This is a genomic window from Vibrio artabrorum, assembly GCF_024347295.1.
GTDB lineage: Bacteria > Pseudomonadota > Gammaproteobacteria > Enterobacterales > Vibrionaceae > Vibrio > Vibrio artabrorum.
This window is the reverse complement of record NZ_AP025458.1, coordinates 1,722,389-1,737,801: the sequence shown is the minus strand read 5'-3', so window position 1 is coordinate 1,737,801 and position 15,413 is coordinate 1,722,389. Positions and strand designations below refer to the sequence as shown.

The window sequence follows — 15,413 nt, the reverse complement described above, 5'->3', positions numbered from 1 at the left end:
ATGCCTCGTTTTATTCGGATCCTACAGATTATCTTGGCAGTGGTGATAGGTGCTTTTATTGGTTACGACCTGATCTTGAAAGGGATCAGTATCTTTGATAATAAATACGTGACAATTACTTGTGCGCTGTGGTTAATTGCAGAGATAGCACTATTTGTTATCTACAAGTTGATTGAAGACGATTAAAAGTCGGATATCGTAAGAAATTCTAAAGCCCCTGATTATGAATGTAGTCGGGGGCTTTTATTCATCTAACATTAAGAATGTGTATTGCATACTAATCAGCAAAACCACCAATATTCAACAATCCCTTGAGGGAGCAGTCAGTCGGTTAACGCTGCAACTTTTAATACTCGTTAACTGAACTATTACGGAGTCGTTCAAATGAAACACCTAGCTCAAGAAATGAGTGACTTTATCAGTAGAGGAACGGATTCTCACCTTAGAGTCGCGGTTACGGGGCTCTCTCGTGCGGGTAAAACAGCGTTTATTACTTCGTTGGTTAATCAGCTTCTTCATACTTCTACTCACAAAAATTTGCCGCTTCTTGCATCGGCTAGAGATGGCCGGATTATTGGAGCAAAGCGTGTACCACAACATAATATGATGATCCCACGCTTCTCTTATGACGAAGCCATGGAGTCATTAAACACGCAGCCTCCAGAGTGGCCCGTGCCAACGCGTGATGTCAGTGAAATTCGTTTAGCCATCAAATATAAGCCAGCGAAAGGTGCCAAGAAGCTACTGGTTAAAAACAGAACGTTGTATCTCGATATTGTTGATTATCCGGGCGAGTGGCTGCTTGACTTGCCTCTGTTGGATATGGATTTTGATACTTGGAGCCAATCTCAGTTTGCGGCATTGAAAGGCGATAGAGAAACTTATTCGCGAGACTGGAATACCCTGCGCGGTGAGATTGATTTATTGGCAGAAGTCGACGAAAAGAAATTAGCCGCCATTGCGGATCGCTACACTCAGTATCTTCATGCGTGCAAGCGCCATGGTTTGCATTGGGTACAACCAGGGCGCTTCGTATTACCGGGTGAGCTTGAAGGTGCGCCTGTGCTGCAATTTTTCCCGTGTGTGGCGCCTGAGGAGCGATTTTCTAAAACCAGCAACTATGCGGTACTGAAAGCGCGTTATGAAGAGTACCAACAGAAGGTCGTCAAAGCGTTCTACAAGAATCACTTTGCGACCTTTGACAGACAAATCGTACTCGTGGACTGTTTGCAACCACTCAACGCGGGCTATGACTCTTTCATGGACATGCGTGGTGCGTTAGAACAGTTATTGAAGAGCTTTAAATATGGTCGAAGCAATATATTAAGACGTCTATTTGCGCCGAAGATCGACAAGATCTTGTTTGCCGCGACCAAAGCCGATCACGTGACACCGGATCAACATCCGAACTTGGTGTCACTGTTACAACAGATGGTGCATCCGGCTTGGCAACAGGCTGCGTTCGAGCACATCGATATGAGTTGCATGAGCATCGCATCTATTCAAGCGACAAGTGCAGGGTATATTTCATCAGGTGCGTCAAACGTCCCTGCGCTGCAAGGTGTGACTTTAGATAATGTCCCTCAAACCATGTATCCCGGTGAGGTGCCACGCAAACTGCCGAATAAACAGTATTGGGAAACCAACCAATTTGATTTCACAAGCTTTAGGCCGATGGAACAACACTCTGATGAACCTTGCCAGCATCTAAGAGTCGACAAAGTTATAGAGTATCTCATTGGCGATAAGTTGAAGTAAACGAGGTAATCAATATGAGTGAATTAAAAACGAAACAGGTCTTTGATGAACCGTTGAAGGCCTCTTTTGATGAGCAAGACAAGAGCACAGTTAGCCCGGAATTGGGCGCTCAGCAGCTATTCTCCGAACAAGAAAAATTCGTACCAGTTGCACCACAAGTTGAAACGGAACTCGATGGTGAAGCCGAACAACAACTGGAACAAGTGATTCGTCCAAGTAAGAAGAAAAAGCGCTTTGTTTCTGGTTTGTTGATCGCGTTTTCAGGCTTAGTTGGCTGGCAAGCGATTGACTCAGTCATCACCGCGATTCAATCAGCAGACTGGCTTGCGCTCGGTTGGGCTGGTTTCATTGCTGCGATGGCTTCGTTGGGCTTGGGCGCAATAGGCAAAGAATTGTGGAAGCTGCGTTCACTGAAAGACCACTTCACTGTGCAACAACAGAGCGAAGAGCTATTACGAAGTCAAAGTGTCGGTAAAGGCAAAGCATTTTGTGAAAATATCGCTAAACAGGGCGGTATTGTTGCCGAGTCTCCAGCGTATGATAAATGGCGAAACAGTATCAATCCTGCACATAGCGATGCGGAAGTGTTGGATATGTATGATGCGCTCGTTGTGAGTCAGCAAGATAAGCTCGCGACTCAAATCGTCACTAAATTCTCAACGGAATCTGCGGCTTTGGTTGCGGTTAGCCCGTTAGCGGCGGCCGACATGTTGCTGGTGGCGTGGCGCAACTTTACGATGATAGACAAGCTTGCTGATGTCTATGGTATTGAGCTTGGTTACTGGTCGCGCATTAAGTTGTTCAAGTTGGTCTTGATCAACATGGCCGCTGCGGGTGCCAGTGAATTGGCGATAGATGCAAGCATGGACCTGGTCTCAATGGACCTTGCCGGTAAAGTCTCTGCAAGGGCTGGACAGGGCTTAGGTGTCGGTATTCTAACTGCACGATTAGGTTTAAAAGCCATGACGTTACTTCGTCCGATACCTTGGCATAAGGATCGAAAAGTAAAGTTATCAGACCTCCGCAGAGCTGTCCTTTCTGAAATAAAGCGTATTACTTTGAAATAAAAGTGCATAGCGTTGAAATAAGTGTATGAGACTTAAGCCGTTTAATCAGCAAGAGTAAACATATGTTTACTCTTCTTCTTGACTGAACTTAGAGCTTAATCCACACTACTGTCAACTTATCCTGACACCTATAATAGGACTATCTGTGCGTCTTGAAGTATTGTGTGAAGACAGACTCGGCTTAACACGTGAGTTGCTCGATATCTTGGCCTCAAAAAGCATCGATTTAAGAGGCATTGAGATTGATATTAAAGGCATTATTTATCTTAACTGCCCAGATATTCATTTTGATGCTTTTAGTGAACTTATGGCTGAGATCCGCCGAATTTCAGGTGTTAAGGATGTGCGTAAAATCCAATTTATGCCGAGTGAAAGGCATAACACCGAACTGATTGCACTGCTCGCAAATTTACCTGATCCCGTGATTGCGATTGACCTGAAGGGTTCTGTCGATATGGCAAACCACGCGGCACTGAACCTCTTTGGTAAGCAAGAAGAGGAAGTGATCGGCGAACCATTGGCAACGTTCGTTCCTAGCTTTAATTTTGCTCGCTGGATCGAAGGCAATGTAGCACGCCATCGAGAAGTTGTGGTGCTAAACGGCTTAGATTTTTCTATAGAGATATTGCCGATTTATCTTGGCGGCGACGTCAACGAAGCGGTGCTAGCGAGTGCCGTCATGACGATTCGCTCTTGCAACCAAGAGATGAACGCGACAGATGTTATCCCAGAACAGAATAATCTAGGGTTTGAACATTTTGTTGGTGTCTCTAATCGTCATAAGGTCTTGATCAGTCAAGCGAAAAAGCTATCCATGCTAGATCAGCCTCTGCTTATTGAAGGGGATACCGGAACCGGTAAAGAGATGTTGGCGAAAGCGTGTCATAACCGTTCAAATCGATCTTCATTCCCTTTTCTGATTCTAAGCTGTGCGTCGATGCCGGATGACGTCGCTGAAACGGAATTATTTGGTCATGCTCCGGGTTCGTTCAATCATGAACAAGGCCACAAAGGCATCTTTGAACAAGCCAATGGCGGTACAGTATTTTTAGATGAAATTGGTGAAATGAGCCCACATCTACAAATCAAATTACTGCGCTTTCTGCAAGATGGTTCATTCCGTCGTGTAGGGGAAGAAGAAGAGATGCACGCAGATGTTCGTATTATCGCATCAACGCGTCACCGCCTTTCTGAACTCGCAGATTCAGGTTCGTTTCGTGAAGATCTGTTCTACCGCTTGAATGTATTGACTCTATCGATCCCCGCTTTGCGTGAACGCTCTAATGATGTCGCGCCATTGTTGGAACTTTTTGTTGCGAAATACTCGCAGCAGCTCGGCATGCTTAAGCCTAAACTCACTCAAGAGTTGATCGACCAGCTCAGTAATTATCAATGGCCGGGTAACATCCGTCAGTTGGACAACATGGTCTTACGTGCACTCACCGAGTTGGATTCAGATACGTTAACCGTTGAGCAGTTTCATTTGCCACAGCTTGATACCATGACGGCTGGAATGGCGAACTTAAGCTTAAACGGCTCGCTTGACGAGATCATGAAGGATTACGAATCGCAGATACTCGAGAAGCTTTATCAGTCGTTCCCATCGAGCCGTAAATTGGCAAAACGTTTGAACGTCTCTCATACCTCAATTGCGAACAAGCTTCGTGATTATGGGATCAGAAAGAACGGATGAAACCGAACAAGTTAACGGGTTAAGAAACAACAAATGGAAGATTTAAGTACACCAGAACGCGTTTACATGCGCGATGGGAACCTCATTCTACGTACTGCGGAAATCGAAGACGCAAGTATGATCAGTGAGTACTTTCAGATAAATAAAGAGCACCTTAAAGCATGGGAGCCTACTCGTGAAGAGGCGTTCTTCAAAAGAGAAGGTTGGGCGCAACGACTGATTAAGTTAAGCGAGCTTCATAAAATGGGGCTCGGTTATTACTGTTTACTGATCAATGCTGACTCTAATGAGATGCTTGGCACAATATCTTTAGGCAATTTGTCTCGATTCCCGTTCTATGCGTGTAGTGTGGGTTACTCACTGGCTGAACGCGCACAGGGCCAAGGGTACATGCGCAGAGGCTTGAGAATGGCAAAAGACTACATGTTTAATGTGCAGAATATGCATCGCCTTATTGCAACTTACATGCCTCATAATGAGCGCAGTGCAGGTGTGTTGGCACATTTAGGTTTTGTCCGTGAGGGATTTGCTAAAGATTATTTGCAGATTAACGGTAAATGGGAAGACCATATATTGACGGCGTTAGTTAACCCAAATTGGCAAGACAAGCGCGTTCTTTAGACATAAAGCGTCATTAGACGTAAATACCCGTTCAACCGAAATACAGGTTTAGCGGCAGCGAATATCTAAACGATGCTCAAGTCGCCGCTGCACCAAAAAGAACAGATAGGCATGGTTATCCATTCGCCTGAGAAGATATTTGAGGAAATTTGATGTCATACACCACTTTGGACGAATACCAAAGAAAATGGATTTTTACTCACCAGTCGATGCCTTTGCCAATAGAGGACTTGGAAAAAATTAAGCCAATGACACAGGCAAGAGCGTCTCAGTTTTGGAAAGAGAACGTAAGCCCTCAAAGCCCAGACGCAGAGAGACTCAGTTCACAAGACTGGCCACGCAAAGCGTCTAACTGGAAAGAAGAGATCAGCTGGATGGCAAATTGGGAAGCCGACGAACCGGACATGCCAGAAGAGATCCTTAACTTTATCGATTGGCAAGATGACGTAACGGTTTATTTTTGTTACGAAAAATACAACATCCTTGAAACGAAGTGGTCAGTGTTTAAAAAACATTGGAAGAATTTTTTGTTCTATGATGATGGTCCTATTTTGTTGGGGCGCCGTCGTTCTGAAGCGCTTTGGTTCGCTACCAACGGCACGGTGAAAATTGGCAACCGTGCATAAGTTAAGCGTGATATAACCAAGTCAAGCGTGAGGGAATGAAACGGGTAGCGTGTTGACGGTATCGATAGGAAGCGAGTATTTAGCTCGCTTTTTTTGTACGTGATGATCTTCGAGATGCATAAGGAGTGACTGGTATTTGGCTTCGATGGTTGATGAAAATTTCAGGCTGTTAAATACTGATAGTTTACTAAATTGAGATCGCTATCTCATTGGCTTACTTGAAGTTTTTTGAGTTTTAGCTATATTAATAATACTGCCTTAGTGGAGGTGAAGTATTATGATTTGGGAGACTCTCGAACGTGTAAATAAACTTCGCAAGGAAGCAATGGAGGATCCAGAATTTTTGGATTCAGCAAAAATGCATGAGCAATGGCTTTTAAGCGAAACTCATAATCAACCAAATAAAGGAGCAAAAGAGAAGAAACCGAAAAAACTATCTGATATTTATGAAAATACGGATTTCCCTATCAACCCAACTGGAACCAAACATTAACCATGATCAACAGCAACACGGCTGAGGCTATTAACCAAACAGCGATAAGTCGATTAAACCTACCAGCCTTAAGCCACCAATAAAAAAGCCACTTTCAACAAATCGAAAGTGGCTTTTTCTTTTCTAATTGGTGACTAAAATGGATCGTCTGTCAAACTCACCGCTTTTAAAACTAGCTATTAATTAGGCTCAATCCGCTTGGTAATGCATCGCCAAACACGCGTTTAGACTCACTTTCAGAAAGCTCAGTCACTTCACTCACTAATGTTAACCATGAATCAGGGACCTTGCTTTGTTTAAGCTTCTCAATCACTTGATTGCGATAGTCGTCAGAGATATCAAACTGACGGTCACCGGTTTTACGACAAATCATCACCGCTGCAAAGGCGATCATCTGCTCTTTATGCCAGTTCTGATCAAGCAGTTTCGGTAACCACTGTTCAGCTTGCTCTCTAGGAATCACGCTGTGTTGGCTACCATACAAAGGCGTTCTTGAAGCCAGTCGACCTAGCGCCCACCAGTGCGCTTGTTCAAATTGGTTATGGTTGATCGCTTTGCTTAAGAACCAACTTGCCAGCAGCACTTTGTCTTCCACCTCAAGTTGCTCAAGTGACGCTGCTAAACGAACCATGGCTTCATAACCATTGTCTTGTGCATCTTTGGCTGTCTTAGGGTTCTTCATTGCGCCTGGGTGAAGGTACTTAGCGATGTCCGCTAAGATACTTTCTTGTTGCTCTTGGTTAAGCCCGCCAGCGACACGGCGCCAGAATACCCACCAGTCTGTCCAGCCTTGGTGGTTCTTGAACTGAATGTTCTGTTGGTAAAGGCCCCAAATCTGTTCGATACGCCATGAGTCTGTCGGATCACCAAACCCAGGACGTAGCGAGTATCCCGCTAAACGCAGCCAGTTCTTCTCGTGTGCTTCTGATCGACGACGACGCTTGCGGCCTAAAGAGAAGGTATCAAACAGGTGACGAAGGGTTGTGAAATCCCATTCGTCACGTTTGCCAAGTCGTTTCTCAAGATCTTTGGCAAGTGTTTTGATCTCTTTCGACTCTGCACTCTTCTTGTTACCGCTATACAGGCGAGAAATCAGTTCCTTGCATTCGCTCAATCTTGGATGAAGTGTGGAGGTATCAGATTCATCGCTTTGCTTGTTTCTGACTTCAAACTCCAACAACCAACGCTTAGCGTCATCTTCAGTACTTACGCACTCCATTTTTAGGGTGCCGACTTCGGTTAGCTGGCAGGCTAGCAGTACTTCAACACGCTCTTTTTGGTTGGCTTGAAGTTCTGTAGTACCGGAACTTTCCAGTGTAGAAATATACGGTGGAAGAGGGGAGAACAAGTCTGCATCGACATTGACCATCATGCCGTTTTGGATAACGGTATCGTGAGCGATTTGATCGTGAGTGGAAGTCAGTAGATTAAATCGTACCGGCTCACCTAAAGTCAGTGAGAAACGACGGCTGTTTAAGCGTATCTCTTGGCCTTCTTCAGTCCCTTTCGCGAGTAGGCAAAGTGCTTTACCCATCTTGTTCTTTTCTTGCAAATGTAAGAAGTAAGAACGAGCGGCACCGCCACCAATTTTCAGTTGTGCGCCACGGCGAGCTTTACCAAAGGCCACCGCACCCAATGCAACAGACCAATCTGGATGAGGGTTATCAAGCACTGTGATTGGAGAACCGTTCCAGTTGCCCAGTAGCTGAGTGATTCGCTCAGTGACCAATTCACTGTTAAACACACCACCATTGAGTAGCACGCCAACTGGAATGGCAGGTTTGGTGTCATCGAACTCAATCGAGTCTGAATTTTCCAATGCCGCTTTAGACACTTGTTGATGTGTTGCTAGGAATTCTGCAATGTGCTTACTCACCGCAGGGTCAGCTACGTAAGGCAGACCAAACTCAACCACAGCACTGCGGCGTTTGTCTGGCACTTCCGTAAACTCAGAAAGCGGGAAGAAACCTTCCAATGCGATTTGATGAACTTCTTTTTTGGTTAAGCCAATACTCTTAGTACCGCCAAGCAGTTTTGAACCGCTGCCCAGCATGGTGATCTTCACATCATCGGGTGCATTGCTTGAAAGCAGGTTCTCTTTGGCGGCGCGAGTTTGTTGAATCAGTTTAGTTAGGCTAGAGGCATTGAGCTTTTTGTTTTGATTGAAGCGTTGCTCAGCAAGGTGAGCGAGTGCTAAATCGAGGTTATCACCACCTAACATCAAGTGTTCGCCGACGCCGATACGGTCAAGTGCGAGCTCGGTATTTCCGTCGCTATTCGCATCGAATTTGGCTTCAATTAAGCTCAAGTCGGTGGTACCACCGCCAACATCACATACTAGAATCAGCGGGATCTGTTGAAGTTCATCTGCTGCAGTTTGTTGGTGACGGGCATACCAGTCATAACATACCGCTTGAGGCTCTTCGAGTAATAGAATATTACCTAAGCCCGCCAGTTCTGCGGCTTCGAGTGTTAGCTTACGTGCGGTCTCATCGAAAGAAGCAGGAACGGTAACCACAACATCTTGGTCTTCTAGCTTGTTGCTCGGGTTACGGTAGTTCCATGCTTGGCGAATGTGGTTGAGGTAGCTTGCACTTGCCACAACAGGGGACACTTTATCGACGTCAGTTGCGCCAGCCCAAGGCAGAATGTCGGAGTTACGATCCACCGCTTGGTGTGACAGCCAGCTTTTAGCACTCGATACTTGGCGACCTTCAACCTTAGCACCCAATTCACGCGCCCACTCACCGACGATAACATTCTTTATATCGCCTTCAACTGGGTTTGGTTCCCACGGCATAGTTAGGTCTGAAGGGGAGATTTGACCTTGTGCAGGGTGGTAACGAAACGATGGGAGTAGAGGCTTACGAACCACTTCACCAGGGCCGATAAGCTGATCGATTTCGAAAAGGGAAACGGGAGCGTGTTGTAGGTCGTCGTTAATTTCACAGTAGGCAACCACAGTATTGGTTGTGCCTAAGTCAATGCCGACTAAAAAACGAGGAGATGCCATACAAAACCTTATTCTGACAAAGTGATGACCAGTTTGTTGATAGTTTTGGTCTTATTGTTGTTATTCGTATACGTCGTTCCTGAGAAACAGGTAGGACTGAATTGGGAGCGGTATTGATAAAATAACGGCACCCGCTAAGGTGCCGTTGATTCATTATGCTTCGTCGTTTGAGTCGTTGTTCGAATCTTCACGAACGTCGAACTCAACGTGCCACTTCTGACCGTTGTCAGTGGCAATCGCTTCTAGGTATAAGGTACCAAGCTCAGTAACACGAGAAGCCAAAGTGACAGGAACCACTTCACCTTCGCGACGGCCTTCAGAAACAGGCAGCGTCACTTGAATCTCTGGAAGTTCATCCAGATCTTCGGGTGCCCAGTGATCTAAATGCGTGCCCGCTACGTCTTCACGACGAGTGGTTGAACCGAAGAACTGGAAGTGGACTGGCTGACCAATCACTAGGCCGAACTCTTGGCTAGGAACTTGTACACTTGAACCTTCTTCCATACCAAATGGTGCAACACACAGTGCTTCCATTGGAGGAGCCATACCTGGGATTGCTGGCATCGCGCTTTCAATTCCTACGTAGTAAGAAGAAGCGATACCACCACGAATACGAACGCCTTGGCCACGACGAACGGCGCCGTAGTAAGAAGCGCCGCTCGCCACAGCGAGGTCTAAGTCTAACCCTGAAAGTTGTTTTGCAAACTCTGCATCCGCATTGATCAGCCATTCGTTGATGGTATCTGAAAGACGATCCGCAAGTAGGTTCGATTTTAGAACACCACCATTGAACAGAATTGCGGTTGGTTTGATGAAGTCAGCCGCTGGCGCTTCTGCACCCGGCATACCCGGCATGTTTGCAAACGGGTTGAAATCTTGCTGAGCCGTTTCGCTATTTCCAGAAAGCGCGTTTGCTTGCTTCGAAAGGAATGCGGCAATGTGACGAGTGATACCTGCATCTTGAGCGTAAGGCAGACCCATTTGAGTCAGTGCGCCACGCGTCTTTTGAACTGGGTGCTCAGTCACGGCGACTTTCGGGAAGAAGCCATCAACCAATGTTTGTTGTACTTCTTGCTGAGTCAGTTCTGTTTTCAGTGTTGCGCCCAGTAGCTTAGAACCACGGCTAGGTACAACGATAGGCACACATTGCAATTCAGCATCGTTAAGCAGTGCTTCTTTCGCATCACGACAGGCGTGAGTCATTGCTTGAACCTGCCAAGGCGCCAACTCTTTACCTTCTTGAGCCAGTTTCATTTTCAGGCGGTAAGCCAGTGCTAAGTCCATGTTGTCGCCGCCAAGTAGGATGTGTTCACCTACTGCGATACGATTCAGGCTTAGGTTACCGTCATCTTGTGTTACTTCAACTAACGAAAGGTCGGTTGTACCACCACCGATATCGACAACAAGAACGATGTCACCAACGTTGACTTCATCACGCCATGTGTCGTTGCTGTTATCAATCCAGCTGTAAAGCGCAGCTTGTGGCTCTTCTAGAAGCGTTAGGTGAGTGAAACCAACATTACGTGCCGCTTCTGCTGTTAGGTCACGAGCCGCAGGATCAAACGAAGCTGGAACCGTGATCGTTACATCTTGGTCTGCCAGTTTGTGTTCTGGGTTTGCGTGGTTCCATGCGTCTTTAAGGTGCTCAAGGTACAATTCAGTTGTCTTAAGCGGAGAGACTTTTTCAACTTCTTCAGGGCTGCCCGCAGGAAGGAAAGCATCACGACGGTTAACACCACCGTGGCATAACCAAGATTTTGCACTTGCTACCAAACGGATAGGGGTTTTAGAACCCAGGTTACGAGCAATCGCACCCACTAGCGCTTTTGGCTCTGAAGACCAAGGCAGAACGCGAGAGCCGGCATTCATTTCATGTTCGTGCGGTTGGTATAGGAACGAGCCCAGTTGGCTGCGAGTTTCTACTGTACCTGGCGCGGTCAGTTGAGGGATTGGCATCACCTCTACGCGGGCGTCTTCATTGCTTGTGTCGATGTAAGACAACACGCAGTGAGTGGTGCCTAAATCGATGCCAACACTGAACTTAGGTGCTTGCTGCTGTTGTGAATGCTCTCGGTCTTGAGAAGATAGCTCTTGAGCTGAATGACTTTGGTGTTCCATTATAGCTCCACCTCTGCCGGTGCAATCACAGATGCATCGTAGTTTTCAGCAAGCTTAGGCAGGTTCATGTCAGTGGCTTTCCAACCTTTGTGAACCAGTGTACCGTTGAATGGCGCGTTACCCGTTACATTGCCTGTTAGGCGAATTTCTTGTGGATTGAAGCCTTCAACAACCGTGATACGTGTTTCTTCATCTTCAGTGCGGATGTGAGACAGCGTTACGTAGTCTGTCAATACTTTTTGACCGCCAGTGTGAATCACACGTGCTGCTGCGCCAACTTCTTCATCAGAGAATGACGTTAGATCTTCTTTTAGGAAATCAATTAGGCGCGCTTCTTGTTGCATGATAGACAGAAGTTGCATTGCCGAATCGGTCGTTGCTGTTGCTAGTTTTGATTCAACTTCTACGACTTTTTCGATCACTTTCTCAACTTCAATCACTTTCTCAACTTCGACAATCTTCTCAACTGGCTTTTCAACTTCAACTATCTTCTCTACTGGTTTTTCAACGACTTTCTCAACCACTTTGGTTTTACGAGAAATGGCGATAAGCAGTAGTAAAACGCTTGATGCAGTGAGGCCTGCGTGAAGCATATCAAACGTCTGTGGGATTAGGTTCAAATCAACGATCATAGTGATTTTCTCTTTAAAATGACTTAACAGTATATTCATTGGTTACGTTGAATATACGGGTTGGAAAGAAAACTCTGAAACCCTCAGGCAATACGGGTTCTTTCAAGCTATAAATATGGATGAATACTAGCATATTCAAGGCGTAGAGCAGTATTTAATGTTTTTAATCAAGTGGGATTTTGGTGTGTTTTGTAAAAATTCGTCGAGATTTGATTGAATAACAACCATTGGTATGCTGGGAAGGTAAACGAGTGCCTATTTTGTATCAGTTTTAGTTATAAAGACGCATGGAGCCTATTTCGTTTACGTTATATACTTAATTGTCTACAGAATTCAACATGGGATATGTATGCCTCATATTATCGACTCGTATACAGGGTTGAAGAGAAAAACTTTACCATTAGTTGTTTTTTTTGCCTTCTTTCTGATTACGGCATTGTGCTTTGCGTTAGTCGCCCTCAACCAAAATCGTGCCTTGAGCACAAATTTGGAGCACTTTGCTAAAAATCGAACCTTAAGTCTGAAAGCCTTTATTGACAATGACATCGCTTATATCGGATCTGGTGCCAATTATTTTTATGCTAACGATTTTAAACATTGGGTTGGATTCGATCGATTTGCAGAACAAACTATTAAAGATTCAAAAAGCTTAATCAGCTTACAGTGGATGCAAAAAGTGCCGGCCGATGAAGTGGCGGAACATATGGCGAAGATGAAAGAGGTGTACCCATCCTATGAGGTGTACACCATACCGAAGCACGAACCTAAAACCACGGGTTACATCTTAGATGGTGAGCCTGCTTTTATCGCGACAGATGTTTATCCAAACACGGAAGAGAATAACAGAGTACTTGGCTTTTATTCGTCTCGAGAGCGATTTAGGCGAGTTTTAGACAATATTTATCAAACACGTCGAGCGAATGTTTCAGACAACGTTCGTTTAATACAAGATGGATTAGAACCCAGCATTCCTAAAAAGGGGATATTGGTCTATCACCCTGTTTTTGAAGGTGAAAGTGATAATTTACTCGGGATAGTGATTGGTGTGGTTCATACTGCTGATTACTTTGACAACCTCTTTGCGTCGGCTATCAATGATATTGACGTTTATATCCGTGTTACTGATATAGGTTTTGAAGCAGAAGACGCGCCTATTTTGTTTGAAAGCGACGGTTTTGGAAACGTGTCGGGACACCATTCGACCAAAATGATTAACTTGGTTAACCGAAATTGGCAGATCGATTACCAGATAGATTCATACATCACATTTAATGGTTACCTTGTATTAGTGGGTATTGCTTTGGTTGGCACCACCATATCATTCTTGCTGGCCTATATCGCAAACCTACAAATTCGTGAAAAAGAACGCTTGTATAGAATGCTGGATAAAAGGACAGAAGAACTTCGTTTTTTAGCTGACCACGATAGCTTAACCGAAGTTTATAACCGACGTGCTTTCAATAAAAGCATCGATAGCGCCATTAAGACAAACAAACCTTTCAGTCTCATCGGGTTTGATATCGATGAGTTCAAAGGTATTAACGACCAATTTGGCCATCCTGCTGGCGACAGTTTGCTGATACATGTCATCAAAGTGATCTCGATGAATTTAGAAGAAGGGGATGACGTGTTTCGTGTCGGTGGCGATGAGTTCTGTATTATTTCTAATGTCACAAATCATGAGGCGTTGAAGACTTACTTAGAGTGTATTTTAAATTCGGTGAGCCACTCTCATTGTAAACATAAAGACCGAGACCTTAACTGCACCTTGAGTATTGGTGCGGTTATTCGTGATAATGAGAACAGCGAAGAACTGATGCAAAAAGCGGACAGTATGCTCTATCAAAGTAAGATCAATGGTCGAAATAGAGTCACAATTGCAGCCTAAATGAACACTTGATACAACTAAGGTCGAGTTCTTTATTGGGCTCATGTACAATTTTACAAAATATTTAAAGAGATAATTAGGCGACGTATGAATCACAATCGAGTGGTGTGTTTCGATTTGGAAATGTGCTGTTGGAGTGAAGATGGTGTAGGAACAACGGGCGAGATCATCGAAGTGGGGCTTGCTGAGATTGATCTTCTCTCTGGGACTATCGTGAAGCGAGCACAATACTACGTTAAGCCGGAGAAAGATGAGATATCTCCTTTTTGTGCAGAGCTAACGGGTATTACACCACGTAAAATCGAAAAGCAGGGGCGTTCATTAGAATCTGTGATTAAGTCGATGATTAAAAACTTTGGCGGCCCTAAAAAAATCTACGCAGCGTGGGGGCGTGACGACCTTATCTTACGCAAAGAGTGTATCGAGAAAGGCATCGAGCCTCCTTTTAGCGAGTTTATCAATATCGCAACACTTTATCGGGTTCAGAATCGATTGAAAGACAAGCGCATAGGCCATCGCGCCGCTCAAGAAGCGAAAAATATTGAGTGGGAAGGTCGTCAGCATTCAGGTTATGTCGATGCTTATAACTTGGCAAAGCTTACTTTGACCATGCTTTAGAGGCTTATCTTTTCCGCAATCAAACCGGCGAATGACCAGTGCTCGTAATCAAAGTCCATTCCAACCTGATGGGCAATGGGCTTCACTGTTATTTAATCGACAGCGATGAGTATGTGAACTGTCGCTGTTGATCCTATTCAGCGTTTAATCTTCGCCCAACACATTTAGCTTACTTTTGATAAAATCTTTGTGGTCAACATAAAGTAATTCTGCGGTTTTTCGGATCACGGAATCTTCAAGTGGATCAATCTCTCCATCAGCATGCGCGACTTCCCACATTGCTTTAATCAAGTCTATGCGAACCGGCTGTGAAAGCTCGCGTAGTTGAGAGGTAAAGTCGTACAGAGAAACAGATTGTTCAACTTGAGGCTCAGCTTGCGCCAATAAAGCTTTTGATTCTTCTTCGGTTATGTCCAATAAACGTTGAAGTAATTGTATCTTAGCCTCTTGTTCTGAGTCATTTATCGCGTGGTCTGCACCAGCGACTTCGCATAACAAGCTGGCAATCGCTAAATTCGGAGAGGCGATGGACGTTTTGCCTAGATCAGAGCCTTCGACTAATTGTTTAAATAACGAGGTAAGTGAGTTAAACATAAGAGCATTCCAGTTATGGTGAATATTATTACTATTAGGCCTACAGAGTGTGATCGCAAGCCTCTTTACTTAAAACTGACATTACGAATAGGCGAGCAGAAAGGAGCACTTTTAAATCGGGTTTTGGAAAGTGCGTGACTTCTCCATTATCCCTTAGCGTTGCAATTGCTTGTAGTTTGGCCATCGCTACCTAATTTTCGTTCACCAATCCCACTTCGCTTTGCAAGGCGATAGAAGTTTTGATTGCTAGGACGTCGCTTCTCGATTCGCGCGCTTATGTATGGCGAAGTCG

General features: G+C 44.9%; 13 protein-coding genes. 9 read left to right on the top strand and 4 right to left on the bottom strand.

Annotated elements, in window-relative coordinates:
* The 7 genes from OCU36_RS07830 to OCU36_RS07800 all read left to right on the top strand — a co-directional run bounded on the left by OCU36_RS07830 (position 1) and on the right by OCU36_RS07800 (position 6,258).
* A complete protein-coding gene (locus OCU36_RS07830) occupies positions 1-186 on the top strand; it encodes a hypothetical protein (protein WP_261837488.1) in 186 nt (61 codons plus the stop codon).
* A 198-nt stretch (positions 187-384) separates the two neighbouring features.
* Positions 385-1,758, top strand: coding sequence for a YcjX family GTP-binding protein (locus tag OCU36_RS07825; RefSeq protein ID WP_261837487.1), 1,374 nt, complete (start codon positions 385-387; stop codon positions 1,756-1,758).
* A gap of 14 nt (positions 1,759-1,772) precedes the next feature.
* Positions 1,773-2,825 carry a YcjF family protein gene (locus OCU36_RS07820; RefSeq protein WP_261837486.1) on the top strand — a complete coding sequence of 351 codons (1,053 nt, stop codon included), beginning with the start codon at positions 1,773-1,775 and terminating at the stop codon, positions 2,823-2,825.
* Positions 2,826-2,970: 145 nt separating this feature from the next.
* On the top strand, positions 2,971-4,518 hold the full coding sequence (gene tyrR, locus OCU36_RS07815) for a transcriptional regulator TyrR (RefSeq protein WP_261837485.1): 1,548 nt from the start codon (positions 2,971-2,973) through the stop codon (positions 4,516-4,518).
* Between the two features lie 33 nt (positions 4,519-4,551).
* Entirely contained in the window at positions 4,552-5,139 is a 588-nt protein-coding gene (gene rimJ / locus OCU36_RS07810; protein ID WP_261837484.1) for a ribosomal protein S5-alanine N-acetyltransferase, read from the top strand.
* Positions 5,140-5,291: 152 nt separating this feature from the next.
* Positions 5,292-5,765, top strand: a complete 474-nt coding sequence (locus OCU36_RS07805) for a DUF2947 domain-containing protein (protein ID WP_261837483.1) — start codon at positions 5,292-5,294, stop codon at positions 5,763-5,765.
* A 277-nt stretch (positions 5,766-6,042) separates the two neighbouring features.
* The gene (locus tag OCU36_RS07800) at positions 6,043-6,258 is read left to right on the top strand and encodes a hypothetical protein (protein ID WP_261837482.1); all 216 of its coding nucleotides are present in this window, start codon (positions 6,043-6,045) and stop codon (positions 6,256-6,258) included.
* A 172-nt stretch (positions 6,259-6,430) separates the two neighbouring features.
* Here OCU36_RS07800 and OCU36_RS07795 read toward each other — a convergent pair whose 3' ends face one another.
* From OCU36_RS07795 to OCU36_RS07785, 3 genes are all read right to left on the bottom strand, one after another.
* A complete protein-coding gene (locus OCU36_RS07795) occupies positions 6,431-9,271 on the bottom strand; it encodes an Hsp70 family protein (RefSeq protein WP_261837481.1) in 2,841 nt (946 codons plus the stop codon).
* Between the two features lie 153 nt (positions 9,272-9,424).
* Positions 9,425-11,389: an Hsp70 family protein gene (locus OCU36_RS07790; protein WP_261837480.1), complete on the bottom strand. Its 1,965-nt coding sequence runs from the start codon at positions 11,387-11,389 to the stop codon at positions 9,425-9,427.
* A complete protein-coding gene (locus OCU36_RS07785) occupies positions 11,389-12,021 on the bottom strand; it encodes a DUF2760 domain-containing protein (RefSeq protein WP_261837479.1) in 633 nt (210 codons plus the stop codon). Before OCU36_RS07785 ends, OCU36_RS07790 begins: the two co-directional genes overlap by 1 nt.
* Before the next feature lie 349 nt (positions 12,022-12,370).
* On the opposite strand from OCU36_RS07785, the gene OCU36_RS07780 reads away from it, so the two are divergent.
* Together OCU36_RS07780 and OCU36_RS07775 are read left to right on the top strand one after the other, a co-directional pair.
* A complete protein-coding gene (locus tag OCU36_RS07780; RefSeq protein WP_261837478.1) occupies positions 12,371-13,909 on the top strand; it encodes a sensor domain-containing diguanylate cyclase in 1,539 nt (512 codons plus the stop codon).
* A gap of 87 nt (positions 13,910-13,996) precedes the next feature.
* Complete coding sequence (locus OCU36_RS07775) at positions 13,997-14,527, top strand: 3'-5' exonuclease (RefSeq protein WP_261837477.1); 531 nt, start codon at positions 13,997-13,999, stop codon at positions 14,525-14,527.
* Positions 14,528-14,671: 144 nt separating this feature from the next.
* On the opposite strand, the gene OCU36_RS07770 is transcribed toward OCU36_RS07775, so the two are convergent.
* Complete coding sequence (locus tag OCU36_RS07770) at positions 14,672-15,121, bottom strand: tellurite resistance TerB family protein (protein WP_261837476.1); 450 nt, start codon at positions 15,119-15,121, stop codon at positions 14,672-14,674.
* Between the last annotated feature and the right edge of the window lie 292 nt (positions 15,122-15,413).